Origin of the sequence: uncultured Aquitalea sp., assembly GCF_945957525.1 — a bacterium.
In the GTDB taxonomy this organism is placed as follows: domain Bacteria; phylum Pseudomonadota; class Gammaproteobacteria; order Burkholderiales; family Chromobacteriaceae; genus Aquitalea.
This window is the reverse complement of the sequence record NZ_CAMFLA010000006.1, coordinates 183,900-209,753: the sequence shown is the minus strand read 5'-3', so window position 1 is coordinate 209,753 and position 25,854 is coordinate 183,900. Positions and strand designations below refer to the sequence as shown.

Annotated in this window: 24 protein-coding genes; 8 read left to right on the top strand and 16 right to left on the bottom strand. The window is 64.0% G+C overall.

Annotation, left to right across the window (positions count from 1 at the left end):
* The first annotated feature begins 7 nt into the window (after positions 1-7).
* The 3 genes from Q0P52_RS07945 to Q0P52_RS07935 are packed head-to-tail and all read left to right on the top strand — an operon-like array spanning position 8 to position 3,219.
* Complete coding sequence (locus Q0P52_RS07945) at positions 8-964, top strand: ABC transporter permease (RefSeq protein WP_293762102.1); 957 nt, start codon at positions 8-10, stop codon at positions 962-964.
* Positions 954-1,769 (top strand): ABC transporter permease, encoded by an 816-nt coding sequence (locus tag Q0P52_RS07940; RefSeq protein WP_293762100.1) that lies wholly within the window; start codon positions 954-956, stop codon positions 1,767-1,769. Before Q0P52_RS07945 ends, Q0P52_RS07940 begins: the two co-directional genes overlap by 11 nt.
* Before the next feature lie 13 nt (positions 1,770-1,782).
* Entirely contained in the window at positions 1,783-3,219 is a 1,437-nt protein-coding gene (locus tag Q0P52_RS07935; protein ID WP_293762098.1) for a gamma-aminobutyraldehyde dehydrogenase, read from the top strand.
* A 221-nt stretch (positions 3,220-3,440) separates the two neighbouring features.
* On the opposite strand, the gene Q0P52_RS07930 is transcribed toward Q0P52_RS07935, so the two are convergent.
* Genes Q0P52_RS07930 through Q0P52_RS07920 form a run of 3 tightly spaced genes read right to left on the bottom strand, consistent with a single transcriptional unit; the run spans position 3,441 to position 5,113 of the window.
* Positions 3,441-4,052, bottom strand: a complete 612-nt coding sequence (locus Q0P52_RS07930; protein WP_293762096.1) for a pyridoxamine 5'-phosphate oxidase family protein — start codon at positions 4,050-4,052, stop codon at positions 3,441-3,443.
* A 2-nt stretch (positions 4,053-4,054) separates the two neighbouring features.
* On the bottom strand, positions 4,055-4,519 hold the full coding sequence (locus Q0P52_RS07925; RefSeq protein ID WP_293762094.1) for a nuclear transport factor 2 family protein: 465 nt from the start codon (positions 4,517-4,519) through the stop codon (positions 4,055-4,057).
* Positions 4,520-4,564: 45 nt separating this feature from the next.
* Positions 4,565-5,113 (bottom strand): peroxidase-related enzyme, encoded by a 549-nt coding sequence (locus Q0P52_RS07920; RefSeq protein WP_293762092.1) that lies wholly within the window; start codon positions 5,111-5,113, stop codon positions 4,565-4,567.
* 129 nt (positions 5,114-5,242) lie between these two features.
* On the opposite strand from Q0P52_RS07920, the gene Q0P52_RS07915 reads away from it, so the two are divergent.
* The 3 genes from Q0P52_RS07915 to rimO all read left to right on the top strand — a co-directional run bounded on the left by Q0P52_RS07915 (position 5,243) and on the right by rimO (position 8,980).
* Positions 5,243-6,124: a LysR family transcriptional regulator gene (locus tag Q0P52_RS07915; protein ID WP_293813694.1), complete on the top strand. Its 882-nt coding sequence runs from the start codon at positions 5,243-5,245 to the stop codon at positions 6,122-6,124.
* 640 nt (positions 6,125-6,764) lie between these two features.
* Positions 6,765-7,448, top strand: coding sequence for a hypothetical protein (locus tag Q0P52_RS07910; protein ID WP_293762087.1), 684 nt, complete (start codon positions 6,765-6,767; stop codon positions 7,446-7,448).
* 215 nt (positions 7,449-7,663) lie between these two features.
* Positions 7,664-8,980, top strand: coding sequence for a 30S ribosomal protein S12 methylthiotransferase RimO (rimO, locus tag Q0P52_RS07905; RefSeq protein ID WP_293762085.1), 1,317 nt, complete (start codon positions 7,664-7,666; stop codon positions 8,978-8,980).
* 211 nt (positions 8,981-9,191) lie between these two features.
* On the opposite strand, the gene Q0P52_RS07900 is transcribed toward rimO, so the two are convergent.
* Entirely contained in the window at positions 9,192-10,247 is a 1,056-nt protein-coding gene (locus tag Q0P52_RS07900; RefSeq protein ID WP_293762084.1) for a HoxN/HupN/NixA family nickel/cobalt transporter, read from the bottom strand.
* A 177-nt stretch (positions 10,248-10,424) separates the two neighbouring features.
* Complete coding sequence (locus Q0P52_RS07895) at positions 10,425-11,795, bottom strand: ATP-binding protein (RefSeq protein ID WP_293762082.1); 1,371 nt, start codon at positions 11,793-11,795, stop codon at positions 10,425-10,427.
* A 227-nt stretch (positions 11,796-12,022) separates the two neighbouring features.
* Here Q0P52_RS07895 and Q0P52_RS07890 point away from each other — a divergent pair, with 227 nt between their 5' ends.
* Positions 12,023-13,204: an acetyl-CoA C-acyltransferase family protein gene (locus Q0P52_RS07890; RefSeq protein ID WP_293762080.1), complete on the top strand. Its 1,182-nt coding sequence runs from the start codon at positions 12,023-12,025 to the stop codon at positions 13,202-13,204.
* A gap of 222 nt (positions 13,205-13,426) precedes the next feature.
* A complete protein-coding gene (locus tag Q0P52_RS07885; protein ID WP_293762078.1) occupies positions 13,427-14,191 on the top strand; it encodes a hypothetical protein in 765 nt (254 codons plus the stop codon).
* Between the two features lie 13 nt (positions 14,192-14,204).
* On the opposite strand, the gene Q0P52_RS07880 is transcribed toward Q0P52_RS07885, so the two are convergent.
* From Q0P52_RS07880 to hybE, 11 genes are all read right to left on the bottom strand, one after another.
* On the bottom strand, positions 14,205-15,644 hold the full coding sequence (locus tag Q0P52_RS07880) for a nickel-dependent hydrogenase large subunit (protein WP_293762076.1): 1,440 nt from the start codon (positions 15,642-15,644) through the stop codon (positions 14,205-14,207).
* Positions 15,641-16,642, bottom strand: coding sequence for a hypothetical protein (locus tag Q0P52_RS07875; RefSeq protein ID WP_293762074.1), 1,002 nt, complete (start codon positions 16,640-16,642; stop codon positions 15,641-15,643). Before Q0P52_RS07875 ends, Q0P52_RS07880 begins: the two co-directional genes overlap by 4 nt.
* The gene (locus tag Q0P52_RS07870; RefSeq protein WP_293762072.1) at positions 16,626-18,065 is read right to left on the bottom strand and encodes a sigma-54 dependent transcriptional regulator; all 1,440 of its coding nucleotides are present in this window, start codon (positions 18,063-18,065) and stop codon (positions 16,626-16,628) included. Before Q0P52_RS07870 ends, Q0P52_RS07875 begins: the two co-directional genes overlap by 17 nt.
* 232 nt (positions 18,066-18,297) lie before the next feature.
* Positions 18,298-19,338 (bottom strand): hydrogenase expression/formation protein HypE, encoded by a 1,041-nt coding sequence (hypE, locus tag Q0P52_RS07865; RefSeq protein WP_293762071.1) that lies wholly within the window; start codon positions 19,336-19,338, stop codon positions 18,298-18,300.
* Positions 19,335-20,453, bottom strand: coding sequence for a hydrogenase formation protein HypD (gene hypD, locus Q0P52_RS07860; protein WP_293762069.1), 1,119 nt, complete (start codon positions 20,451-20,453; stop codon positions 19,335-19,337). Before hypD ends, hypE begins: the two co-directional genes overlap by 4 nt.
* Positions 20,450-20,680, bottom strand: a complete 231-nt coding sequence (locus Q0P52_RS07855) for a HypC/HybG/HupF family hydrogenase formation chaperone (protein ID WP_293762068.1) — start codon at positions 20,678-20,680, stop codon at positions 20,450-20,452. The genes hypD and Q0P52_RS07855 overlap by 4 nt, the downstream gene beginning before the upstream one ends.
* A gap of 2 nt (positions 20,681-20,682) precedes the next feature.
* Entirely contained in the window at positions 20,683-22,983 is a 2,301-nt protein-coding gene (gene hypF, locus Q0P52_RS07850; RefSeq protein ID WP_293762067.1) for a carbamoyltransferase HypF, read from the bottom strand.
* Between the two features lie 2 nt (positions 22,984-22,985).
* On the bottom strand, positions 22,986-23,981 hold the full coding sequence (gene hypB / locus Q0P52_RS07845; protein WP_293762065.1) for a hydrogenase nickel incorporation protein HypB: 996 nt from the start codon (positions 23,979-23,981) through the stop codon (positions 22,986-22,988).
* 27 nt (positions 23,982-24,008) lie between these two features.
* Complete coding sequence (gene hypA / locus Q0P52_RS07840) at positions 24,009-24,350, bottom strand: hydrogenase maturation nickel metallochaperone HypA (protein WP_293762062.1); 342 nt, start codon at positions 24,348-24,350, stop codon at positions 24,009-24,011.
* Positions 24,343-25,365, bottom strand: coding sequence for a hypothetical protein (locus Q0P52_RS07835; protein ID WP_293762059.1), 1,023 nt, complete (start codon positions 25,363-25,365; stop codon positions 24,343-24,345). The genes hypA and Q0P52_RS07835 overlap by 8 nt, the downstream gene beginning before the upstream one ends.
* Positions 25,362-25,853 carry a [NiFe]-hydrogenase assembly chaperone HybE gene (gene hybE, locus Q0P52_RS07830; RefSeq protein WP_293762057.1) on the bottom strand — a complete coding sequence of 164 codons (492 nt, stop codon included), beginning with the start codon at positions 25,851-25,853 and terminating at the stop codon, positions 25,362-25,364. Before hybE ends, Q0P52_RS07835 begins: the two co-directional genes overlap by 4 nt.
* Position 25,854 lies beyond the last annotated feature (1 nt).

Genomic DNA, 25,854 nt, shown 5'->3' with positions numbered 1-25,854 from the left:
AGGCGACATGATGACGGCTTCGTTGCCTCAAGAGCGCGCCGAGGGGCAAAGGCAGGGAGTATGGCTGCGCCTGGGCGTGGCGCTGTACCGCCACCCGGGGCTGCAGTTGGGCCTGTTGCTGGCCTTGCCTTTGCTATGGTTTGTGCTGGTTTATCTGGGTTCGTTGTGCACCCTGCTGACGCAGAGCGTATTCACCTTTGATGATTTCACCATGTCCGTCAGCCGGGAGCTGACGCTGGATAATTACCGTCAGCTGTTGTCCCCGGCGAATCTGGATGTGGTGCTGCGAACCTTGACCATGGCGTCTCTGGTATCGCTGGCGTCGGCGGTAATGGCTTTTCCGCTGGCGTATTACATGGTGCGGTATGCCCGGGGCTGGCAAAAGGGGTTTTTCTATGTGGCGGTGATGCTGCCTATGTGGGCCAGCTACATCGTCAAGGTTTATGCCTGGACCGTGCTGTTGGCCAAGGGCGGCATTGTCTACTGGGCTTACGAGTCGCTGGGTTTGCAGGGAATTGTCGACTGGCTGATGACGATTCCGCTGCTTGGGGGAAACTCGCTGACCACTTCCAATCTGGGGCGGTTCACCGTCTTCACCTACATCTGGCTGCCTTTCATGATTCTGCCCATCCAGGCGGCTCTGGAGCGGGTACCGGCCAACCTGTTGCAGGCAAGCAGCGATCTGGGCGCAAACGGCATGCAGACATTCCGTCATGTCATCCTGCCGCTGGCCATGCCTGGCGTTGTCGCGGGCTCCATCTTCACCTTCTCGCTGACGCTGGGTGATTACATCATCCCGCAACTGATCGGCCCTTCCGGGCTGTTCATCGGCTCAATGGTGTACACCATGCAGGGATCAATCGGCAATATGCCCTTGGCCGCTGCGTTTACCGTGGTTCCCGTGCTGATAATCGGCCTGTATCTGATGGGCGCCCGCAAACTGGGAGCATTCGATGCGCTCTGATCAATCCAATCAGGCTCCATGGTGGCTGCGCCTGTTGGCGTTTGGCGGCATCGGCTTCCTGTTCCTGCCCATCGCCGTCATTGTGCTGTATGCCTTCAATGCTGAAAGCTCCGGCTACAGTTTTCCGCCTCAGGGTTTTACCCTGGGTTGGTTTGCTGCGGCCTTTGCCCGGGATGATGTCCTGGGCGCCATCGGTTTGTCCTTGAAACTGGCTTCCATGGCAACGGTGATGGCGCTGGTGCTGGGCACGCTGGCAGCGGCGGCCTTGTACCGGCGAGACTTTCTCGGCAAAGACGCCATCACGATGATGCTGATCCTGCCCATTGCGCTCCCGGGCATCATTACAGGCATTGCGCTGCTTTCCGCTTTTCGCCTGGCGGATATCACGCCAGGCTTCTGGACCATCGCAGTCGGTCACGCCACTTTCTGCGTCGTGGTTGTTTACAACAACGTGATTGCCCGCCTGAGGCGCATCAGCACCAGCATGCTTGAGGCCTCTCAGGATCTGGGAGCGGACATGTTTCAGAGTTTCCGGTACATCATCCTGCCGCAGATCGCCACGGCATTGTTGGCCGGGGGGATGCTGGCGTTTGCCTTGAGCTTTGACGAAATCATCGTCACCACGTTTACCGCCGGCAATGAGGTGACCTTGCCAATCTGGTTGCTGAGCCAGCTGACCCGGCCGCGGGATGTCCCGATTACCAACGTAGTGGCGCTTTGCGTAATGCTGATCACCGCCTTACCCATACTGGCCGCTTATACCCTGACGCGCGGCACGGAAGATATTGCCGGAAGCGGTAAATAGAAGAGGACTGAGCATGGACAAGACTCTGCAATGCAAATTGTTGATCAACGGTGAATTCGTGCCGGGCGACGGGGACAAGGAAGCGATCTTGAATCCGGCAAGCGGGGAGCTGATCACCCATATAAACGAAGCCTCCCTCGAGCAGGTTCAGGCGGCTGTGGCCGCCGCGCAAGCAGCGTTCCCTGCATGGGCGCGTACTACGCCGCGGGATCGCGCGGAACTGCTGCTGCAATTGGCCGATGCGATCGAGGGGCGCGGCCCAGAATTCGCGCGGTTGGAGTCGCTTAATTGCGGCAAGCCTTACCCGCTGGCGCTGAATGATGAAATCCCCGCGGTGGTGGATGTGTTCCGCTTTTTTGCCGGCGCCGTGCGAGCGCAGACCGGGATGTTGGCCGGAGAGTATCTGGCGGGTCATACCAGCATGATCCGTCGAGATCCTCTGGGCGTGGTGGCTTCAATCGCGCCGTGGAACTACCCCTTGATGATGGCGGCCTGGAAGATCGCGCCGGCGCTGGCTGCCGGTAATACCGTGGTGCTGAAGCCTTCAGAACAGACGCCGTTGACCACGCTGAAGTTGGCCGAACTCATCGCGGGCATCTTCCCGCCCGGCGTTTTCAATCTTGTGCTTGGCCGCGGGGAGACTGTCGGCAGCCCGCTGATCTCGCAGCCGCAGGTGCGGATGATCTCCATCACCGGCGATGTCTCAACGGGACAGCGAGTGCTGGAAACAGCTTCGCGCTCTGTCAAACGCACGCATCTGGAATTGGGCGGCAAAGCTCCGGTCATCATTTTTGACGATGCGGACCTGGCCTCCGCCGTTGAGGGGATCCGGGCTTTCGGGTACTACAACGCGGGGCAGGATTGCACAGCCGCGTGCCGCCTCTATGTACAGCGGGGTGTGTACGAGCGGTTTGCCGCTGATCTGGCATCCGCCGTTGCCACTATCAAGATGGGGCATCAGCATCAGGAGGGGGTGGAAATGGGGCCGCTCATTTCCGAGCGTCAGCGCAACCGCGTCGCCAGTTTTGTCGAGCGGGCTCAGCAGCTGTCGCACATCGAAGTGCTAACCGGCGGGAAGCTGGGCGATGGCCCCGGCTTCTTCTATCAGCCCACCGTGATTGCCGGCGCCAGACAGGAAGATGAAATCGTGCAGCGCGAGGTGTTTGGTCCGGTGGTGTCGATAACGCCGTTTGACGATGTTGATCAGGTGATTCGTTGGGCCAATGATTCCGACTACGGCCTGGCAAGTTCGGTCTGGACTTCGGATGTCGGCCGAGCCATGGAGGTCAGCGCGCAACTGCAATACGGGTGTACCTGGGTGAATACCCATTTCATGCTGGTGAGTGAAATGCCTCACGGCGGCATGAAACGTTCCGGCTATGGCAAGGATATGTCCATGTATGCGCTGGAGGACTACAGCTGCATACGCCATGTCATGCTGAAGCACTGAGGGCAAAACGCCGGGAGGTTGCCGGCAAGGAAAAAGGCGGCCATCCGGGGGAGGCCGCTTTTTTTACCAAAGAGGAGTGGATTGGCGTTCAGTCCGCCATCAGGCCATGCCAGTCTCAAGCATCTGCTTTCCCGCAGCACGGTCCTGCGGCTAGCTGACCCGGATGAGCAGTCAGACATGAGAACCCGCCGCAAGATGCTCGCCGTGATGATCATGCGGAATCAATCCTCATGCTTCTCTTGATGCAGTCGAGCCAGCTTGGCTTCCAGTTCGGCAATCCGTTGCCGGCTATCCCTCAGCGCGGTCTCGACGTCGGCGGCTTCGACGCGTTGCGGGATGTGTTTGGGGCAATTGGCGTTCCAGGCCGTCACAGTGAATAAGATGCAGCGCTCGCCCTGTGCGCGGTATCCGCTTGGCATCAGTTCGCGCAGCAGCTGCGCATCCTCGCTCACGCGCGCTTCGCCCCATAGCTTGACTCGCTGGCGGTGCGTGTAATCGATGAGGAAAAGTTGCGACTTCGGGTTCTCGCTGAGATTGCCAACAGTGATGTATTGCCGGTTGCCGGCGAAGTCGGCAAACGCCAGCGTGTGCGCATCCAGCACGTGCAAGAAGCCCGGAGGACCGCCGCGGTGCTGCATATAGGGTTGGCCGTCGGCACTGGCGGTGGCTAGGAAAAAACTGGTTTGTTCACCGATGAAGCTTGCCAGGTCTTGAGTGATTTCTGACGGCCAGTCGCCTTTTTCGCTCATGCGCGCATAGGTCATGCGGGAGCCCTGCCGGGCTTGCATGGCTTTGACGGCAGGGCTAAAGGCGATGTCGCTGACTGGGGACATGTTTATAGCCCGAGGTCAGAGAGTGAGGGGTGTTCATCCGGCCGCCTGCCTTGCGGCCAGTGAAACAGGCGCGCCGACTCAGTAATGACAAGGTCGTTGATGCTGGCGTGGCGCACGGCCATCAAACCGTGTGCGTCAAATTCCCAGTTTTCGTTGCCATAGGACCGGTGCCACTGGCCGGTCTCATCATGCCATTCATAGGCAAATCGCACGGCGATGCGGTTATGGGTGAATGCCCATAGTTCCTTGATCAGTCGGTAGTCCTGTTCTCGTTGCCACTTCAGCGTCAGAAAGACTTCGATCGCCTCCCGGCCCTGAATGAACTCATTGCGGTTGCGCCAACGACTGTCAGGGGTGTACGCCAGCGCGACGCGGGCGGGATCGCGACTGTTCCAGGCATCTTCCGCCAGGCGGACTTTGATCGCGGCAGTGGACGCATCGTAAGGGGGGAGAGGCGGGCGGGTCATTGAACGGCTCCATGATGGCAGCCCCGGCATGGCCGGGGCCCAGGGTCAGACGGTAAAGGGCTGCACTTCAGGGAAGTCGATGTCTGTGGCAGCCACGGAATTAATGTAGTTGGTCCAGGTATTGAGCGCGACGTGTTGCACGATTTCAATGATCTGTGCCTCGCTGTAGCCCGCGTCTTTTACAGCCTGCAGCGCATCAGGGCCGATGTGGCCGCGCTCATGAGCTATCAGGGCGGCGAAACGCACGGCGGCATCGGCCTTGGCATCGGTAGACGCTCCGCGGCGGTTTGCCAGAATTTCCGCGTCGTCGAGCTTGGCGAGGTTTTTGCCCAGATAGCTGTGGGCCGAGAGGCAATAAGCGCACTGGTTGATTTCAGCTACGGCCAGGGCGATGCGCTCGCGGGTTTGCGCCGGCAGTGTGCCCCGGTTCAGCGCGCCGGACAGTGCGAGATAGCCTTCCAGCGCTTGCGGGCTGTTGGCCACCAGGCGGAACAGGTTAGGGACAATGCCAAACTGCTTGTTGACCGCCTCCAGTAACGGCCGCGAGGCGGCAGGGGCGTCAGCGATGGTGGCGGGGATGTTGAGATGCGACATGTTCAGGCTCCGTACAGGGTGGTGGTTGCGACAGCCCAAAGCATACGTTCATTCAGTAATGGTGATAATCGGGTAATATTTGGAATAACTATCCCGGAATTCGAGAATATGGCTGATAGGCTGGAAGCGATGTCGTTGCTGGTGGCGGTGGTGGATGCCGGCGGTTTTTCGGCCGCGTCGCGCCGGGTGTCCATGCCGCTGGCAACTGTTAGCCGAAAGGTGGCGGAGCTGGAGACGCATCTGGGCGTGCAGCTACTGCAGCGCTCCACTCGCCATATCGCGCTGACTGATGCTGGACGCAGCTATGTGGAATCGTGTCGGCGCATTCTCGACGACGTCAACGAAACAGAACGCGCCGCTGCCGGCGAATATGCCGCGCCTAAAGGCGATCTTGTCATCACTGCGCCCGTGGTGTTCGGCCGCCTGCATGTCACTCCGGTCGTGGTGGCGTTCCTCAAGGCTTTTCCTGATATCAATGTTCGCCTGTTGCTTAGCGACCGTATCTCCCATCTGCTGGAAGAACATATCGATCTGGCCGTGCGTATCGGCCCGCTGCCGGATAGCAGCCTGGTGGCCACCCGGGTGGGCGAGGTCCGTCAGGTGGTCTGCGCCTGTCCCGAATACCTTGCGCTGCGCGGTGAACCGATGGCGCCCGAGGACATCGCGTTTCACGATTGCATCAGCTATGAAGGGCTGGCGGGCACACAGGCGTGGCCTTTTTATCGGGATACGGTGGTTTCGTTAATACCCATCAGATCCCGACTCATCGTTAACGGCGCGGAAGCCGCGCTGGATGCGGCCTGCGGTGGTCTGGGGCTCACCCGGGTTCTTTCCTACCAGTGCGAACCGGCCCGTGAGGCGGGCCAGGTGCGGATTGTGTTGCCGGATTACGAGCCCGCGCCGTGGCCTGTCAGCCTGGTGTATGCAGGGCAGGGCCGGTTGCCAATCAAGCTGCGGGCTTTCCTGGACTTCGCCGCGCCTCGCTTGCGTAGTCAACTGGCGGGCCGTTGATCGTACGGTGCGCCAGTAGCGGTGGCGTGCATCATGCGGCGTTTTCACCGCCGGATCGTGCCGGCGAGATTCTTTGCCGGGGCGGACCGGCAAGCGTATCGCTGAAGTCGATGAGCGCATGAGCCGCGCTGCGTTGCACGGTATCGGCATCATGCAGCATATTGCATCACGCTGGCCTGCCTATTTGCAGCGGCCCGTTGCCAAGAGTGGTCAGGACGGGGGGCGCCTTTTGCCGACGGTTTTCTGCATATCCGCTTGCGTGAATAGCGGGCTGCAAAGGTTTGCGTGGACATGGGCTTCAGGACGAAAAAGCCTGATGGCTTGAAGTCATGAAAAAGCGCATCCCCTGTGCGCTGGCTGCGTGGATGCCTGGAGCCCTGAGTGAAACGGTCTTGCCTTCCTTCTTCGGCCAACCTGTTGACGCATGGCCAGCCGGGTTTCCTCCCTTGCAAGCCGGCTGGCAAAAGCGCCATGACTGGATTGCTCGGAGCACCGAAGCGGGCGTCTGTGGTGACGGCGAAGGGGCTGGGACGCCGAATCCAAGCGCTCAAGCGATCACTCGCCAAGAGGCGGACTCGACGCCCTTGCGCGCTTGAGTTTTAAGCGCCGTGGGATGGACGCTGAAAATAAGGATAAGCAAATGACGAAACCGAGCAATGCCAAGAGCCCGGGAGAATCGACCGGCAAGACATGGCTGCGCAAAACCATGGTGATCCTCTGTTGGGTGGTAGGGTTTGTCGCCGCCAAGATGATTGTGCAATCGTATTTCGACAAGCAGGCGTTCAAGACCGCCGGGGCTGAGGCGAACAAATCGATGGAGGAGCTGAGGGCCAAGGCGGTAGCTGAACACCCCGACCAGCCGGCCGCGTTTGCGATTCACGACGAAGCCATCCAGCGTTCCAGCGAGGAGCTGGCGCAAAAATCCGGCAATCAGAAAGCCAAAGAAGCTGCAGGACAGTTCATCGGCTTTTACATGATCAACGTCCGCACGCGGCATGACTACTGCAAGGACTTGGGCGTCGATATCTCCCCTTACACCAAGGCGTTTGCCGCCGAGCATGAGGCGTTGTACGCGAAAAGCCGGACGATCCTTGGGCGCGGCCCTTACTCGCCCGACAAGATTGAAGACATGACCTACGAGCAGCTGCAACCCATTCTGCAGAAGACCATTAGCGAGGGGATGGCCACGCTGGCGAAGCAGAATAAAGTGACCGAAAAGGACATCTGCCAGGGATACAGCGACAAAGGCGCCGAGCTGGCGAGCGAAATGCACCTGTCGAAAGTAAACCCTGCCTTGTATAAAGCGATGCTCGACGCCAGATGAGCGGCAGGCGGAGTGCCCGGCATGGCGCTGCTTGAAGGCATTCAGCCCCTCATGCGCATGCCGAGCGCCTAATGCGGCGTGAGGTCGCGGACGGGTGTCCGTCGGGCGGCATGCGTCATTTGGCTATCCGATCCCGATTCATCGGGTTGTCGCCGGTCACTGAAATGCAAATGTCTGTATAATCACGCGTTTTCCAAATTGTTGCAGATTCCACCATGAGCAAGACACCTCGCGTCGGATTCGTCTCGCTTGGCTGCCCGAAGGCCGCCAGCGATTCGGAGCAGATCCTGACCCGCCTTCGCGCCGAAGGTTATGAAATCGCCAATACGTATGACGGCGCCGACATTGTCGTCGTGAATACCTGTGGTTTCATCGATTCGGCCGTGACCGAGTCGCTGGACGCCATTGGCGAGGCCTTGACCGAAAACGGCAAGGTGATCGTTACCGGTTGTCTGGGCGCCAAGGACGGCGTAGTGCAGACGGCGCATCCGTCGGTGCTGGCGGTGACCGGCCCGCATGCGACGGACGAGGTGATGGAGGCGGTACACGCCCATCTGCCCAAGCCGCACGACCCCTTTGTCGATCTGGTGCCGGATATCGGCGTGCGCCTGACGCCCAAGCACTATGCCTATTTGAAGATTTCCGAAGGCTGTAATCACCGCTGCACGTTCTGCATCATCCCGTCCATGCGCGGCGATCTGGAAAGCCGTCCGGTGCATGATGTGCTGCGCGAGGCGGAAAACCTGGCCCGCGCCGGGGTGAAAGAGCTGCTGATCATTTCGCAGGATACTTCGGCTTACGGCGTGGATGTGAAGTACAAGCTGGGCTTTCACAATGGCCGCCCGGTGAAGACCCGCATGACTGAGTTGTGCGAGGAACTGGGCCGCCACGGCATCTGGGTGCGTCTGCACTATGTTTACCCCTACCCGCATGTGGACGAAGTGATTCCACTGATGCGCGACGGCAAGATCCTGCCGTATCTGGATATCCCGTTCCAGCACGCCAGCCAGAAGGTGTTGAAGCTGATGAAGCGCCCGGCCAATAGCGACAATGTGCTGGCCCGTATCAAGAAGTGGCGCGAAATGTGCCCGGAACTGGTGATCCGTTCCACCTTCATCGTGGGTTTCCCCGGCGAGACGGATGAGGATTTTGAAGAGCTGCTGGCCTTCATCCGCGAGGCGGAGCTGGATCGTGTGGGCTGTTTCACCTATTCCGCCGTGGACGGCGCGGCCGCCAACGAACTGCCCGATCAGGTGCCGGAAGATGTGAAAGAGGCGCGCAAGGAGCGTTTCATGGAAGTGCAGGCCGAGATCAGCGCCCGCCGCCTGGAGCGCCGCATCGGCCAGCGTCTGACTGTGCTGGTGGACGAAATCGACGACGAAGGCACCGCTGTGTGCCGTAGCTATGCCGATGCGCCGGAAATTGACGGTCTGGTGTTCATCGAAGAGGCGGACGGGCTGGAGGCAGGTCAGTTTGTCGAGGTGGAAATCGTCGACTGCAGCGAGCACGACCTGTGGGGCGAGCGGGTATAAACCCCGTCACTCAAGGTTGGCCGAAGGGCCGCACTGAGTAAGGCCGGCCGACAACTCCTCCCGGAGCGCGTTGCGCCTGTTTGTCGTAAGCCGTGTACTGCCTGCGTCGGCGCCTTGGCTCAGGGCTGCCGGGAGGGTCGGTTCTCGGCGCGGAACAATGCCGTTCACTGGCGACAGTGAGCGGCATTTTCTTTGTGGCGGGCCGTACGGCTCAGCGGCTGATTTCCAGCTTGTCCAGGCCTTTAACGCGGTACAGCAGCGTGGCCAGCGCCCAGCTGCCGGCGAAGATGCCGACGATCATGAAACCCAGCATGCCGAAACTGTCGTTGAGGCTGCCCACCGCGTCCCAGAAACCCCCTTGCAGGCCCAGCTTGTCGGCCAGCAGGCCCAGCGCCTCGATGCCGCCTATCACCAGCGCCACCAGCGCGGAAATCAGCGTGATGGTCATGTTGTACCAGATCTTGCGCACCGGCTTCATATAGGCCCAGCCGTAAGCGCCCAGCATCAAGTGGCCGTCCAGGGTGTCCACCAGCGACATGCCGGCGCTGAACAGCAAGGGGAACACCATGATGCTCCAGGGCGACATGCCTTGCGCCGCCTGGGTGGCGGAAATGCCCATCAGCGCAATTTCGGTGGCGGTGTCGAAACCGAGGCCGAAGAGAAAACCCAGCGGATACATGTGCCAGCTGCGGCGGATGAGTCGGAACATCGGTCGGAACAGCCGTGCCAGCAAGCCGCGATTGGCCAGCAGCAGATCGAAATCCTCTTCCTCGTAGCGACCGCCCGCGCGTACCCGCCGCCAGGCGCGGTGAATGGCGTGCAGGATGAACAGGTTCATCAGGGCGATGGCGAACAGGAAAGACGCCGATACCAGAGTGCCGATCACGCCGCCGGCGGTCTTGAAGTCGGCAAAGTGCTGCTGCATGGCGGTGGTGGCCAGCGCCACACCGGCCGAAGCCAGAATCACCACGCTGGAGTGGCCGAAGGAAAAGCAGAAGCCGACTGTCACGGGTCGCTGGCCATCCTGCATCAGCTTGCGCGTGACATTGTCGATGGCGGCGATATGGTCCGCATCCACGGCGTGGCGCAGGCCGAAGCCGTAGGCCAGCAGGGCGGTGCCCAGCAGCACGGGGTGGTTGTGAAAGGCCAGCAAGGCCCAGGCCCAGCCGCAGACGTTCAGCAGCAGCAGGGCGGCGTAGATGCCGATCAGCCTGCGTTTGACGGAGCTGTCGGAGTTGCGGACGATGCGCAGCCAGTTAGCCAGCATGGTTTTCCCTCTGAAAACGGTGGTGTAACGGTTGGCGTTACATTCAAGAAGCGTGCCATGTGGCCGAGCCGGCCCTGCGTGCGCCAGCTGGCTGAAATCAGGGGCGGTTTGTCCGGCCTTGCGCCGCGGCAGGGCAAAAGCATGCCGGAGGTGGAAACCGTTTGCTTGCCGTAATGCTTACTTGCTATGCAGCGGCAGCCGCAAGGTGAAGCAGGCGCCGCCTTCCGGATTGTTGGCGGCGTCCAGTTGGCCGCCGTGGCGTTCGACAATGCCGTAACTGATGGATAGCCCCAGCCCGGTGCCCTTGCCTACCGGCTTAGTGGTGAAAAAGGGATCGAAGATCAGCGGTAACGCTTGTTCGGCAATTCCGGCGCCGTTGTCGCCGACGCTGAGCACGGCCTGGCCGTCTTGTTCCGCCAGCTGGATGTGCAATTGCGGCGCAGGGCATTTCTCCACCGCGTCGAAGGCGTTCTGAAACAGGTTGACCAGCACTTGCTGCAGCTGGTTGGCCGAACCACTGACCAGCACGGCTTGCTCCAGCCCCTGGCTGTCCACTTGCACGCGGAAGGGGGCGGCGCGGCTGACCCAGTGCAGCGAGCGCTGGGTGATGTCGGCCAGATCCACCGCCTGACGGGTGTTTTCTTCCACGGCGGAAAAACGCTTGAGCGCGTCCACGATATCGCCGCTGCGGTCTGCGCCCTCCAGCAAGCCGGCGATGAGCGATGGCAGGTCGGCCAGCAGGCGATCTATTTTCAGCTCCTGACGCAGGGCTTCGCACTCCGCGTTCTGGCCGGCGGTGTGCAGCGCGGCCAGATAGCGGGCAAGTTTGTCGGCATAGCGTTGCATGGCGTGCGCATTGCCCATGACAAAGCTGATGGGGTTGTTCAGTTCATGGGCCACGCCGGCCACCAGCCGTCCCAGGGAGGCCATCTTTTCCGCCTGCACTAGTTGCGCCTGGGCGGACTTCAGCGCTTCGTGCGCGCTTTTCAGTTGCGCATAGGCGCGCTTGAGTTCGCCCACCGGCCGGCCTACCGCCACAAAGCCGCTGTAGCGTCCTTCCCCGTCGTAGAGCGGGCTGACGTTCCAGGTGACCGGCGTGGCGTCGCCGGCCGGGCGCGCCAGTGCGATTTCCACATCCTGCACATCGCCGCGTCCCGCCGCCAGCAGGCCCTGAATCTGTTCCCGCGCTTGCGGGCTGTCCACCAGCTCGATCAGCTCGCGGCCCACCAGGCTGTCTTCCGTCTTGCCGGTAATGGCCAGCAAGGCGCGGTTGACCTGACGCACGGTGCCGAAGGTGTCGCACACCACCAGCACGTCGGTCATGGCCGCCAGCACGCCTTCGGTGAAGTGATGGGCCTCCGCCAGTTCGCGGTGTTTGGCTTCCAGCGTTTCTTGCGAAGCCACCAGTTCGCTGTACACCTCGTCCATGCGCTGGATGACATTGATCCATGCGGCTTCGGCCAACTCCTGCCCGGCGGCGGCGGGCGAGCCTTCCGGCAGCGGAACAGGTGCGTTCAGCGTGGGGTGTGAGCCCTGGAGAGAGAGCATGGTGGCAAGTCCTTGCGTGGTGGAAGATGAAAGCGGGCGGCGTGGCGCCGGTGCGTTATTCTAGGGCATCCGCGTCTTGTTGTAGGGCCCGGCATAGTGAACGGTGCGCAACAGCGCCGGGGCTGTGGCTTTGACGGCGCATGCCGCGCGTCGACGGCGGCGACAGATATGGTAGAGTCGATGATGGTGCAATGCACAAAGCACAATAAATCAACGGGAGAAACAGAATGAAGCAACGCGATATCGTGGTACTCAGCGCAGTGCGTTCCGCCATCGGCGCTTTCGGCGGCTCGCTCAGCCATCTGGAGCCGGCGGAACTGGGCGGTCTGGTGATGAAAGAGGCCGTCAGCCGCGCCGGCGTCGCCGCCGACAAGATTCATTATGTGACCGTGGGCAACTGCATCCCCACGGAAAGCCGTTACGCTTATGTGGCGCGTCTGGCGTCCATTGCCGCAGGTTTGCCGATGGAGTCCGTCGCCATGGCGGTGAACCGTCTGTGCGGTTCCGGTTTGCAGGCCGTGGTGTCCAGCGCGCAAGCCATCATGCTGGGCGACTGTGATTACGCCATCGGCGGCGGGGTGGAGGTGATGTCCCGCGGGGGCTACCTGCTGCCGCAATTGCGCAGCGGCGCGCGCATGGGCGACGTCAAGGCGCTGGACATGATGACCGCCGCGCTGACCGACCCCTTCGGCGTGGGCCATATGGGCATCACGGCGGAAAACCTGGTGGACAAGTGGCAGCTTACCCGCGAGGAGCAGGATGCCTTTGCGCTGGCTTCGCAAGAGCGCGCCGCCGCAGCCATTGCCGATGGCCGGTTCAAATCCCAGATCGTCCCCATCGTCAGCCAGACCCGCAAGGGCGAGGTTGTGTTCGATACCGACGAGCATCCGCGCGCCACCACGCTGGACTCGCTGGCCAAGATGAAACCGGCCTTCAAGAAAGAGGGCTCGGTGACCGCCGGCAATGCTTCCGGCATCAACGACGGCGCGGCTTTCCTGGTGTTGGCTTCGGCGGAGGCGGCCGAGGCTGCCGGCCAGAAGCCGATGGCCCGCATCGTTTCCTATGCCGTTTGCGGCGTGCCCAACCACATCATGGGCGAAGGCCCGATTCCGGCCACGCAGGAAGCGCTCAAGCGTGCCGGCCTGTCGCTGGAGCAGATGGACGTGATCGAGTCCAACGAAGCCTTTGCCGCCCAGTCGCTGGCCGTTTGCAAGGGCCTGGGGCTGGACCCCGCGCGCGCCAACCCCAACGGCGGCGCCATTGCGCTGGGCCATCCGGTGGGCGCCAGCGGCGCGGTGATCGCCACCAAGGCGCTGTACGAACTTGAGCGCATCCAGGGCCGTTACGCCTTGGCCACCATGTGTATTGGCGGCGGTCAGGGCATCGCCGTGATCTTCGAACGCCTGTAAGCCGGTTGGCCCTCTTCGGCAAACCTTGTCGGAGAGGGCCGTGCAATGTTCATCTTTTTGACGCGCATTAATACCCGGCGACAAAAGCCCGCTTCTACGTTGCCCTCCCGCCGAACCCTTTGTACTGTCTGGCCTGGCGGGACAGGCGAAGAGGGATGCGGTCTGTCGCATTGCCGCCGGCGGCATGTTGCGCCCCGGCTGGGCGAATAAGAAGGAGAGGCGATGGGGAGGCGAAACGGACTGGCGATCTGGCGGCTGCTTGGCGCGTGGCTGCTGTGTCTGTGTGCTGTTCCCGCACAGGCGACGGAGACCGTTTCGATTGCGGTGATCGCCAATGATCCGGTGGATGCCGCGGCATTTCGGGTGGTGAAGGAGGCGTATCGCCGCATTGGCGTGCAGGCCAGACCGGTGACCCTGCCCAGCAAGCGCGCCGTGCAGGCCGCCGACGCCGGCACACTGGATGGCGACACCATCCGCGTGATGGGCACCGAGAAGCAGTATCGCCATTTGCTGCGGGTGCCCGAGCGAGTGCTGTCCATCGATACCTACGCCTATACCGCAGCCGCCATGTCGGCCGATATCAAAGGCTGGGACAGCCTGCGCCCCTATCGGGTGTGCATACGCCACGGGATCCTGCTGCAGGAAGCGCAGGCGCAGCAGCTGAATGTCAGCCCGGTAGAGAGCGTTGCCGATGAGGTGAAAATGCTGCAGGTGGGGCGCTGCCAGGTGGCCACCATGAGCAAATGGGCCTGGCTGGAGATAGACCGGCAGCAGGCCGCGCCCATGCGGCAATGGCAGCCGGCTTTGTCAGCGACGCCGATGTTTCATTATCTCAACGCCAACAAGGCGCATTTGGTGATGCCGTTGACGCTGGCGTTGCGGCAGATGCAGGCTGATGGCAGCGCGGCCGAGCTGCTGGGCCAGGATAACCCGGCCATTGAGCTTGCCGCGCGCCGCAGCGCTGCCTTGCGCCTGGCCTCGCCCTGAGCGACTGCCGGCGTCAATGCGTGGTGCACACCTGACAAGGGTCGAAACTGCGCACGATATGCTGTACTTGCAGCGCCTGCGGGTCGTCCGCCTTCACGCCTTCCAGCGCCAGCTCCAGCGGCCCCGCCTGCCCGGCGCTGTCGCGCGGGGAGAAGTTCCAGGTGGTCGGGGCGATGATCTGGTAACGGCTGATGCGTTCATTCTCCACCAACACCCAGTGCCCGAGCATGCCGCGCGCGGCTTCGGTGAGGCCCACCGCCTCCTGGGCGACGATCGTGCCGGGCGTGGGCGCAAGCAGGACCGCCTCCAGATCCAGTGCGGTCAGCCAGCTTTCCATCAGCGGCACCAGCCGGGCGATTTCAGTCACCCGCGCCAGCACCCGCGTCAACACTGTACCGCCCTGTCGGGCAGTCATTTCCTGCAATAGCGGCTCGCCGCGCATCAATGCCCGGGCCAAGGCGCCGGTTTCCGCGCATTGGCCGCCAATGCGGGGCGCTTTGCTCCAACTGTAGGCCTCGGCCTTGTCCGGCAAGGGGACAGTGTCGGCATGTCCGGGGCCGTGCGCGCCGCTGCCGGCCAGCCAGCTACTGTGGTTGTCTTCGGTGATGGCGGCGATGTCGAGCGCCTCCGTCGCGCCATTCCGCCACAGGCCGGCCGGGCTCCAACAACCTTGTTCATCGGGGTAGGCCTCGGCAGCGATGAAGCGGTCTTGCGCCCGACCCAGCGCCGACAGGGCCAGATCGTCGGCGATGTCGAGGAACAGGGCTAGGTCGGCGCCGGGCCGGCGCGAACGGTAATCTTGCAGCGCGCGTTCGCTGTCGATGGCGGCAACGGCTTCCAGGCTGTCGCCGAAGGTGTGGGTTTCCAGAAAGCGGCGGAAGGCGCGCAACCATTGCTGCAGGCGCACCCGTTCCGCGGCCTGGATGACGCGGGTAACACCGCCCGGTTGCAGTGCCAGCGTGTGCGGCCAGTGGCCTGCCAACGTGCCCATGAAGCGCATCAGCACCGCGCGGGCTTCCAGCATGGGTGCGGTGGCGGCGCCTTGCTGGGCCTTGAAGCGACGTTCCGCTTCGGCAAACCAGGGGCGGTCGGCATAGTCGGCGCGGGCGAAATCGGGCAGAAAGAACAGATAGAAATGGCTGAGGTGGTCAGCCACATTCTCCACCGCGTGGATGAGGTTGATCACCCGCTGGCCGTCGGCCGGCGGCCGGATGCCGTACAGCCCCGCCAGCGCGCGGGCGGCGGCGACGGACTGCGACACGGAACAGATGCCGCAGATGCGTGGCACGATGGCCAGCGCGTCCAGCGGTTCGCGGCCCACCAGCATGCGCTCGAAACCGCGAAACAGCGGCGCGCTGACGGCGGCACGACTGACTTTGCCATCGGTGAAGTCCAGCGTGACGGCGAGGTCGCCCTCGACGCGATTGAAGGGGCCGAGCAGGCGTCGGGTCATGGTTTGCTCTTCTTGGGCAGCGAGGGTGGCAGGGTGATGCGGTCGCAGGTGGCGTTGTGGCGCACCCGGTGCGGCGTGGCGGATTTGGACAAGGTGGACAAAGCGACAAACCAGGCCTTGGGCATGTCGGTGGGCAGGCCCACCGGAAAGCCCGCCACTTGCGGCGTGTGGAAAAAGCCGTGTCCGGGGTCGGCAAAGTCCGGCGAGGTGCAGTTGATGCAGGGGTAGCCGCCGGACAGGCAGGAGCCTTCGCCGTTCCAGGCGCGGCTGTTGCAGTCGGCGTGCGCCTGCGTGCCCTTGCAACCCACGTGCTCCATCAGGCAGCCCATCTGTCCGGGCGCGGTGGCGCTGGCCTTGAATTCATAGAACTCGTTTTTTTCGCAGCCGTGGTGTACCAGCTTGTCGGCGTAAAAGCGCGGGCGGCCCAGCGGGTCGAGATCCCGCGCGCTCAGCGCGCCCGCCGCCAGCAAGGCCAGGGTTTCCAGCACCCAGCCGGGGTGGGTGGGGCAGCCGGAGATATTGACTACCGGCAGACCGTTGGCGGCGAGGAAGTCCCCGCCCAGCAGGCCGCCGGGCTGGCTGCCCTGATGGCTGAGTCCGACCGCGCCGGTGTGATTGTCGCCAGCGGCGCTGATGCCGCCGTAAGCGGCACAGGTTCCCACTGCCACCACGCAGCCGGCGCGCCGGGCAATGCGCTCAATGCGCCGGCTCATCGGGCTGCCGTCCGGCAGTAGGTGAAAGCGGCCGTCGGCGCCGGTCATCACGGCGCCTTCCAGACAGAGAATGTCCACGGTTTCGCGGCCTTCGGCCAACCCTTCCAGCAGGGCTTGCACCTGGTCCAGGCTGGCCTCTGAAAACGAGGGATGCCAGACCAGGTCGATGCCGGCGTCTTTCAGCGCCTGAAACAGCGAGGGCGTTTCCGCATTAAGCAAGGACAGGGTGCAGCCGCCGCAACCGCCGGATTGCATCCAGACCAGACGTTTATTTTTCGAGGCCATAGCGGGTCAGTTTGTTGCGCAGTCCAACGCGGGACAGCCCCAGCTCGGCGGCCGCGCGGGTCTTGTTCCAGCGCAGACGGGTGAGGGTTTCGCGCAGGATCTGCTTTTCCAGCTCTTCCAGCCGGGTTTTCAGATCGCCGGGCAGGCTGGCGAGGAAGGCCAGTTCCGCCTCCTGCTCTTCCGCGGCCGCTTGCAGCACCTCGGCGGAGAGCAAGTCCGGGCCGAGCTGATCGTTGTCGCTCAGCACCAGCATGCGGGTGATTTCATTGCGCAGTTGGCGCACATTGCCCGGCCAGCGGTATTCGCGCAGGCATTGCAGGGTGTCGTCGGCAAAGCGCGACGCCGGTTTCAGGTAATGCACGCGGGCTTCGGCCAACAGCGATTCGGCAATCAGCGGAATGTCCTGCGGCCGGTCGCGCAGCGGCGGCACATTGACGGTGAAGGCGGACAGCCGATAGTAGAGGTCTTCACGAAACTGACCAGCGCGCACCAGCTCCTGCAACTGGCGGTTGGTGGCGGACACCACGCGCACATTGACCTTGAGCGGGCGCGGGCTGCCCACCGGCCGCACTTCGCCTTCCTGCAGCACGCGCAGCAGCTTGGCCTGAAAGGCGGGCGAGGTTTCGCCGATTTCATCCAGAAAAATGGTGCCGCCGTCGGCTTGCTGAAACAGGCCGATGCGATCCTGATAGGCGCCGGTGAAGGCGCCGCGCTTGTGGCCGAACAACTCGCTCTCCAGCAACTGCTCCGGCATGGCCGCGCAGTTTTCCACCACGAAAGGGCGCTCCCTGCGGTGGCTGGCGTAGTGCAGGGCACGGGCCAGCAGTTCTTTGCCGACGCCGGATTCGCCCTCGATCAGTACGGAAATGTCGAATGGCGCCACCCGCTCCAGCAGCTTGCAGATGCGTCCCATGCTGCTGTCCGGCGCGCGCACGATGTTGTCCATCGCCGAGCGTTCGCGCATTTCGCGGCGTTTGTTGTCCACTCGCACCTTGAGCCAGGGCTCGGAGGCTTTCAGCTCTACGTTTAGCAGCTCGTTTTCTTGTTGCAGGCGGAATAGTTCCACCGCGCCCTGCACGGTGAGCAGCAGCGATTCCGGCCGCCAGGGCTTGAGCAAGTACTGGTAGATGCCGGCGTCGTTGACGGCGGCGATGATGTCGGCGTTGTCGGTGTAGCCGGAGAGGATGATGCGCACCACTTGCGGGCAGCGTTCGCGCACCTGTTTGAGGAATTCCACGCCGGTCATGTCCGGCATGCGCTGATCGCTCACCACCACCTGGATGAATTCCGAATCCAGAATGGCCAGCGCCTCCGCGCCGCCCTGGGCGGTGAAAAGGGTGAAGTCGTCTTCCAGTGTTCTTTGCAGCGCTTCCAGCGAGCGGACTTCGTCGTCCACCAGCAAAATGGCGGGTTTGCCTGTCATGCTGTTTCCCTGTGTTCTCTTGTGGCGCCCGGTCTGTATCCGGCCGGGTCGTTGTTGTGGCGGTTTTGGTTAACGGCTCTTGAAGCCTGTGAGCGAAGCGGCATTGAAGCCGGCGGCAAGATGCGGCTGCTGTCGCCCTGTCTCGCTGTTGGGCGCGGGTTCGTGCGGGCGCTTGGGGCGGCTAGCAAACATCAGTATCACGGCGCAGCATCAGACGTTTTGTTAGCTGCTGTTAGCAGATTCTGGGCAACATTTCGCCACTTAGCCAGTCCAGCAGCCGCTCGCCGCCAAAATCCGTTCTCACGCGCACAAAATGGTGGCTATCTTCTACTACCTCGCCGATGAGGGCCGCCTGCCTGCCCAGCGGGTGGGCGCGCAAGGCTGCCAGCGCGGCTTCGGCCTCATGGGCCGGGCAGATGGCGATGAGCTTGCCCTCGTTGGCGATGTACAGCGGGTCCAGCCCGAGGAATTCACAGGCGGCGCGTACGGCGGGGCTGACAGGGATGGCGCTTTCCTTGAGCCGCATGCCCACGCCGGACTGGCTGGCGATTTCATTCAGCGTGGTGGCGAGGCCGCCGCGCGTCGGGTCGCGCATCAGGCGCAAGCCGGGGCTGGCAGCTGTCAGCGCTTGCGCCAACGTGTGCAGGGCGGCGCTGTCGGAAACGATGGGGCTGTCAAAACGCAGGTTTTCCCGTTGCGACATCACCGCCATGCCGTGATCGCCCAGCGTGCCGGACACCAGGATCGCATCGCCGGGCCGGGCCTGGTCGCCGGACAGGGTCAGTCCGGCCGGCACGACGCCGATGCCGGTGGTGCTGATGAATACGCCGTCGCCCTTGCCGCGCTCCACCACCTTGGTGTCGCCGGTGACGATGGCTACGCCGGCCTCGCGCGCGGCGCGGGCCATGGCGTGGACGATGCGTTGCAGGTCGGCCAGCGGCAGGCCTTCTTCCAGAATGAAACCGGCGCTGAGGTAGCGTGGTTCCGCGCCGCCCATGGCCAAGTCATTGACCGTGCCGTGCACGGCCAGGCTGCCGATATCGCCTCCGGGGAAAAACAGCGGAGAGATGACGTGGCTGTCGGTGGCGACGGCGAGGCGACCTCCCGGCGGCGGCAGGATGGCCTGATCGTTGCCTTGCGCCAGCCATTCATTGTCGAAAGCCGGGGCAAACAGCTCGCTCACTAGCTGCGCCATGGCGCGGCCGCCGCTGCCGTGGGTGAGGTTGACGAGGCCGTGTTTGAAATCCAGCGGGCGGGTGTAGTGCTTGCTCATGCCTCGGCGGTCTCCATGAAGCGGCCATAGTGATAGTGCGCGGCGCAAGCGCCTTCGCTGGACACCATGCAGGAGCCCAGCGGATTGTCCGGCGTGCAGACCAGACCGAAAACCTTGCAGTCTCGCGGCGATTTCTGTCCGCGCAGGATGGCGCCGCACTCACAGGCTTTGTGGTCGGGCACGTGGCGGTAGGGCAGGGCGAAGCGCAGTTCGGCGTCGAAGTCTGCAAAGTCCGGATGCACGGCCAGCGCCGAGTGCGGCACTTGCCCCAGCCCGCGCCATTCGAAGCTGTCTCGCAGCGCCAGCGTGTGCGCCACCAGTTCGCGCGCTTTCTGGTTGCCGGTTTCGGTGACTGCGCGAGTGAACTGGGTTTCTACCCGGGTGTCGCCGCGATTGATCTGCTCCACCAGCATCAGTACCGACTGCAGCACGTCCAGCGGCTCGAAACCGGCAATCACCACCGGTTTGGCGAACTCCGCCGCCACGGCGGCGTAAGGCGCGCTGCCGATCACCGTGCTGACATGCGAAGGGCCGATGAAACCGTCCAGCTGCACTGCGTCGCCGGCGGCCAGCAAGTGGCGCATGGCGGGCGGAGTGAGTACGTGGTTGCAGAACACGCTGAAGTTTTTCAGGTTTTCCCGCCGCGCCGTGTCCAGCGCGATGGCGGTGGGCGGGGTGGTGGTTTCAAAGCCGATGGCGAAGAACACCACCTCGCGCTGCGGGTTGTCGCGGGCGATCTGCAGCGCGTCGGTCACGGAATACACCATGCGCACGTCCGCGCCCTGCGCGCGCGCCTGATACAGGCTGCCGCGATTGGAGGCCGGCACGCGCAGGGTGTCGCCGTAGCTGCAGAGAATCACTTCCGGTCGCAGCGCCAGTTCGATAGCCGAATCGACGCGGCCGATGGGCAGTACGCACACCGGACAGCCCGGGCCGTGGATCAGTCGCACATTATCGGGCAGCAGGCCGGTGAGGCCGTAGCGGGCGATGGCGTGGGTATGGCCGCCGCAAAACTCCATCAGGCGGTAGGGGCGGCCGGCTTGTACCGATTCATGAATGCGGCGGGCCATGCCGCGGGCCACGTCGCCGCGGCGGAATTCGTCCACGTATTTCATGCGCGCTCCTCGCCGGCTGCCAGTTCTTCCATCAGCGCCAGCGTTCTGGCGGCTTCTGCGGGGTCAAGTTTGCCGATGGCGTAGCCCACGTGCAGGATGACGTAATCCCCCACTTGCGCTTGATCGATGAGGGCGACGGATACTTCGCGCCCCACGCCGTCCACGTCTACCCGCGCCATCTCGTCGGGCAAGAGTTCGGTAATGCGTACCGGCATGGCCAGACACATGGTCAGTTCTCCTTTTGCAGCAGGCGGTGGCGCGCCACCCAGGCCTGGCCGAGGCTGAGGCCGCCATCGTTGGGGGGCAGCCGGTGCGCGGTGTGGGCGGTAATGCCTTGTTGTTTCAATAGCGGCAGCAGTTGTTCCATCAGGCGGCGATTGGCGCAGCAACCGCCCCCCAGCACCAGTTTGCGAATGCCGGTGGTGCGGCTGGCGCGCACCGCCCAGTCGGCCAGCGCGTGCGCCAGCGTGCTGTGCCACAGGCTGGCGATGTCGGCGGCGTCGGTCAGTGTGGCCAGATGGCGCGCCAGCGGCAGGAAATCCAGCAGGTTGGCCGAAGACAGCGTCCAGCCGTCGCTTAGCGGCTCGCAAGGGCGGGCCAGCGCTTCCAGCTTTTGCGCGGCCTCGCTTTCAAAGCTTTGCACCGGGCACAGGCCGGCCAGGCCGGCAATGGCGTCGAACCAGCGGCCAAGGCTGGTGGTGTCGTGACAGTTGACGCCGGTTTCCAGCTGGCGCAGCAGCATGGGCAGGCCGGATTCCTGCGCCAGGTGCGCGGGCAGCCGGTCCAGCATGCCAAGACGGGCGTACAGTGCGGCGGCCATGCGCCAAGGCTCGCGCGCGGCCTTGTCGCCACCGGGCAGCGGCAGCGGGCTGATATGGCCGATGCGCTCGCAGACGGCGGCTTCCACCAGCATCAGTTCGCCTCCCCAGGCGCCGCCGTTCTTGCCTAGCCCGTAGCCGTCCAGCGCCATGCCCAGCACCGGGCCTTGCAGCCCGTGCTCGGCCATGACGGCGGCGAGGTGGGCGTGATGGTGTTGCACCGGTATCAGCGGGATGCCGCGCTCGCGCGACCATTGCTCGGCCAGATGGCTGGAAAAGGCGTCCGGCTGCAGATCGCAGGCGATGGCCTGCGGCTCCGCGCCGGTGAGTTCCAGCAGGTGTTCCGCCGCTTCTTCCAGCGCCTCGCAGGTGAGCGGGTGGTCCAGATCGCCGATGTGCTGCGAGACAAAAGCCTCGTCACCGCGCAACACGGTGGCGGTGGTTTTCAGATAGGCACCCAGCGCCAGCACATTGGGGCCGTCATCGGCCAGCTTGACCGGGTCCGGCACAAAGCCGCGCGCTCGGCGGAAGAACAGCGCTTCCTGCTCTTGCACCGACAGTACGCTGTCGTCGCAACGGGTGACGATATTCCGGTTGTGCAGCAGGAAAACGTCGGCTACGCGGTTGAGGCGCTCGCGTGCTTCCTGGTTGCCGGTGACGATGGGCTCGCCGGACAGGTTGGCGCTGGTCATCACCCACACCTTGTCGCAGGGTTCGTGCAGCCAGTCGGTGCCGGCGGGGCGGCCCAGTGCTTCATGGAACAGCATCCATTGCAGCGGGGTATAGGGCAGCATGACGCCCACCGCGCCGATGCCGGGCGCTACGCCGGGCAGGCAGTGGTCGGTGTCGCGGTTTTTGCGCAGCAGCACGATCGGGCGTTCCGGGCGCTCCAGCCACTGGGCTTCTTCCGCGCTCACCTCGCAGAAAGCGGGCAGCGAGGCGGTGTTGAGCGCCATCACGGCCAGCGGCTTGCCGGGACGGTGTTTGAGCTCGCGCAGTCTTTGCACTGCGTCCGCGCTGCGGGCGTCGCATACCAGATGAAAGCCGCCCAGCCCCTTCATGGCGATGCTGCGGCCCATGCGCAGGATTTGCATGGCGCCGTAGACTGGGTCGCCTTTCAAGGGTTGGCCGAAGCGGTCGGTCAGTTGCAGGCGGGGGCCGCAGGCCGGGCAGGCGGTGGGCTCGGCGTGAAAGCGCCGGGTTTCCGGATTGAGATACTCCTCGCCGCAGGCCGGGCACAGCGGAAAGGCCACCATGCTGGTGTTGGCGCGGTCGTAAGGCAAGCGGTGGGTGACGGTGTAGCGCGGGCCGCAATCGGTACAGTTGATGAAGGGGTAGCGGTAGCGGCGGTCGCTCTGGGTGAACAGCTCGGTCAGACAGGACGGACAGGTGGCGATGTCGGCCGGCAGGCGGGCGCGGGTGGTGCTGCCGGCGCTTTCTTCGATGACAAAGGCAGTTTCGTCGCCGACCGGGTCCAGCAGCGCTTGTTGCAGCTGGTCGATGTGGGCCAGCGGCGGCAGGTCGTCGTCCAGCGCATGGCGGAAAGCCAGCAGGTTGGCGGCGCTGCCTTGCAGCTCCACAGTGACGCCTTCGCCCGTGTTGCGCACAAAGCCGGTCAACTGGTGGCGGCGCGCGGTGCGCCAGATGAAGGGGCGGAAGCCCACCCCCTGTACGCGGCCCTGAATCGAGAGCCGCAGGCGTTGCTGTTCCATGCTTAGCGCTTTTGCAGTTGCTGTTCCAGTTCGGCGATGCGGGCCTTCAGCCGCGCCACCTCGTGCTGCTTCACCAGCTGGGCATCGTTCATGCGCAGCAGCAGCCAGTCTATCCAGGCGTCCATGCCTTCGCCGCTGCGGGCCGATACCTGCAGCACGCGGATGGCCGGGTTGACGCGGCGGGCGTAGGCGATGCAGGCGTCCACGTCAAAATCAAGGTGGCGCAACAGGTCCACCTTGTTGAGCAGCAGGATGTCGGCGGCGGCGAACATGTCCGGGTATTTGATGGGCTTGTCCTCGCCCTCGGTCACCGAGAGGATGGCTACCTTGTGCGCTTCGCCCAGATCGAAAGCCGCCGGGCAGACCAGATTGCCTACGTTTTCGATCAGCAAGAGGCTGTCGTCGGCAGGGTGGAGGGTTTCCAGCGCCTGACCCACCATGTGGGCGTCCAGATGACAGCCCTTGCCGGTGTTGATCTGGATGGCGGGGGCGCCGGCCGCGCGGATGCGTTCGGCGTCGTTGCTGGTTTGCTGATCGCCCTCGATCACATACACCTTGCAGTCCTTGCCCAGCTGACGGATGGTTTCCGCCAGCAGGGTGGTTTTGCCGGAACCGGGGCTGGACACCAGATTAACGGCGAAGATGCCGCGATCCGCCAGCCAGCGACGGTTGATCTGGGCATAGCCCTTGTTCTTGGACAGGATGTCTTGTTCGATTTTCACCATGCGCGACTGGCTGAGGCCGGGCGCATGGGCGCGGGCCGCGCCCTGGCCGTAGTCCAGGCGGCCTTCGCCGCGCACCACAGGGCTGTCCGCCGCCGCGTCCTCCCGGTGCGTATGGTCATGATGGTGATCATGATCGTGATGATGGTGGTGTCCGTGGTCATGATCATGGCCGTGATGGGTGTGGCCGCCGCGCGGGCGGTACGGATACTTCACGCCGCCGGGCTTGCCGTCGATGGATACATTGCCTTCACTGCAACCGCATACCGTGCACATCTTTTTGTCTCCCTTGTGGCGGCCGGGTCAGTCCACTTCCAGTTCGCTGACGCGCATGTCGTCGCCGCCGGTCACTTGTACTTGATGCCTGCCGCATGCCGGGCAGGCGTCGTAGCGCGCCTGGATGACGACCGGCTGACTGCACGCCAGGCACCAGCCCTGTCCGGGTTCGCGCACCACGTGATAAATCGCGCCGTCGGCCAGCGTGTCGCGGCTGACGGCCTCCAGACAAAACAGCAGGGATTCCACCTCCACCCCGGCCAGTTCGCCGATGGTCAGCCACACCTGCCTGACCTTGCGGTACTGCTGCGCCCCGGCCTGATCTTCCAACAGCTGGACGATGCCTTCGGCCAACGACATTTCATGCATGCGCGCATTCCTTGTTTTCCACCGCCAGCCGCCAGGCCACGCATGGGTCGATCAGTGCGGCTTGCCGCCGCCATTCTGCCTCTCCGTCGTCCAGCCGGGAACACAGGGTTTCCCTCAGCAGGCCCTCGGGATGGCTGTGCCAGGCGGTAGGCGGTATTACCCGGTAGCGCGTGACGCAGCCTTCGTCGTCCAGCGCCGCCAGATGCGTTAACGGGCCGCGGGCGGTGTCCACCAGCGCCAGCGCGCCGTCCGGCAGCGGTGCGGCCGCCGCCTGTAGGCAAAGCTCGCCGTTCAAGCCGCGCGCCAACTGGATCAAACGCGCCAGCAGGCGCGCCCGCGCCAGCTGGCCCGCAGCCAGCGTGCGCGACAATTGCCGGTGTTCGCGCGCCAGCGCGCCGGTTTCACGCGGCTGGCCTTGCCAGACCGGGCCACCGGGGCGTATCCAGTCCGCCAGCCGGTTGGCCAGTTGGCCGGCGCTCAGCGGCGGCAGCAGCGCGCAACCGCGCTCCGGGCCCGTCAATGCCGCCAGCCAGCGCGCCGCCGGCATGCGACCTTCCGCCGCCCAGTCCAGCCAGCCGGCTTCACTTCTTTGTAGCCAGTCGTCGCAAGCCTGACCGAAGACTTGCTGTTCCGCCAGTGCCTTGAGCGCGGAAAGCGAACCGGCGGCGCGCCAGGCCGCCAGCGCCGCCGGTTCGGCGGCTTTGCCGTCAAAGGCCAGCGCCCAGTCGGTCAGCAGCTTGCGCAGGGTTTCGCGGGCGGCTTCCTGCGCCAGGCTTTGCAGCTCCTGCGGGCTGGCTTGCGCCGCTTTGCCTGCGGCGCAAGCCAGGGCCAAGCGGGCGGCCAGCGTCTGGGCGTGCGCGCAGAGGGAAAACAGTCTCGGCGTCAGTGCCAGCACTTCGCCGGCGGGTTTGCCGATGAACAGACGCTCCGCTTCCCGGCGCGGCCAGCTTACCGAAACGCCGCCGCCGCGCGCCTTGTCCTGCGTCAGGCGAATGAGGATTTCGTCGATTTTCATGCGCCCAGTCCAAACAGGCGCCGCCGCGACAGATCGGGCGCGTGAGCGGGCGGCGGCGGCGGAAACATCAACCGCAGGATTTCCAGCGCGGTTTCTCGGGCCGTGTCCTGGTCGGCGAACTCCGTCACTGGAGAAAACAGCGAGCACAGGCAGTAGTGGCCAAGGCCGGCTTCGTGTCCGGCCAGGAAGGGCATGTCGCCGCCTGGCAGCGCCAGACGGATTTCACCGCCCGGCGGCACCGGGGGGAGCGTGCCGGGCAGGGCCGGCAGCAGCATCAGATTCATGAACCAGGGCGTCAGCATGACGCCGGCCCACAGTTCGCCGGCGAGATCGGTTTCGGCGGCGCCGGGGCTCCAGCGGCGAAAGCCGATGGCCTCCACGCGCAGCGCGGGGTTGAGCAGCGGCACACCCGCCATGCGCGTGGCCTCGATCAGGCCAAACACGGTTTCCAGTTCAAAGGCGGGCGAGTCCGGATAGCAATCGGCCATG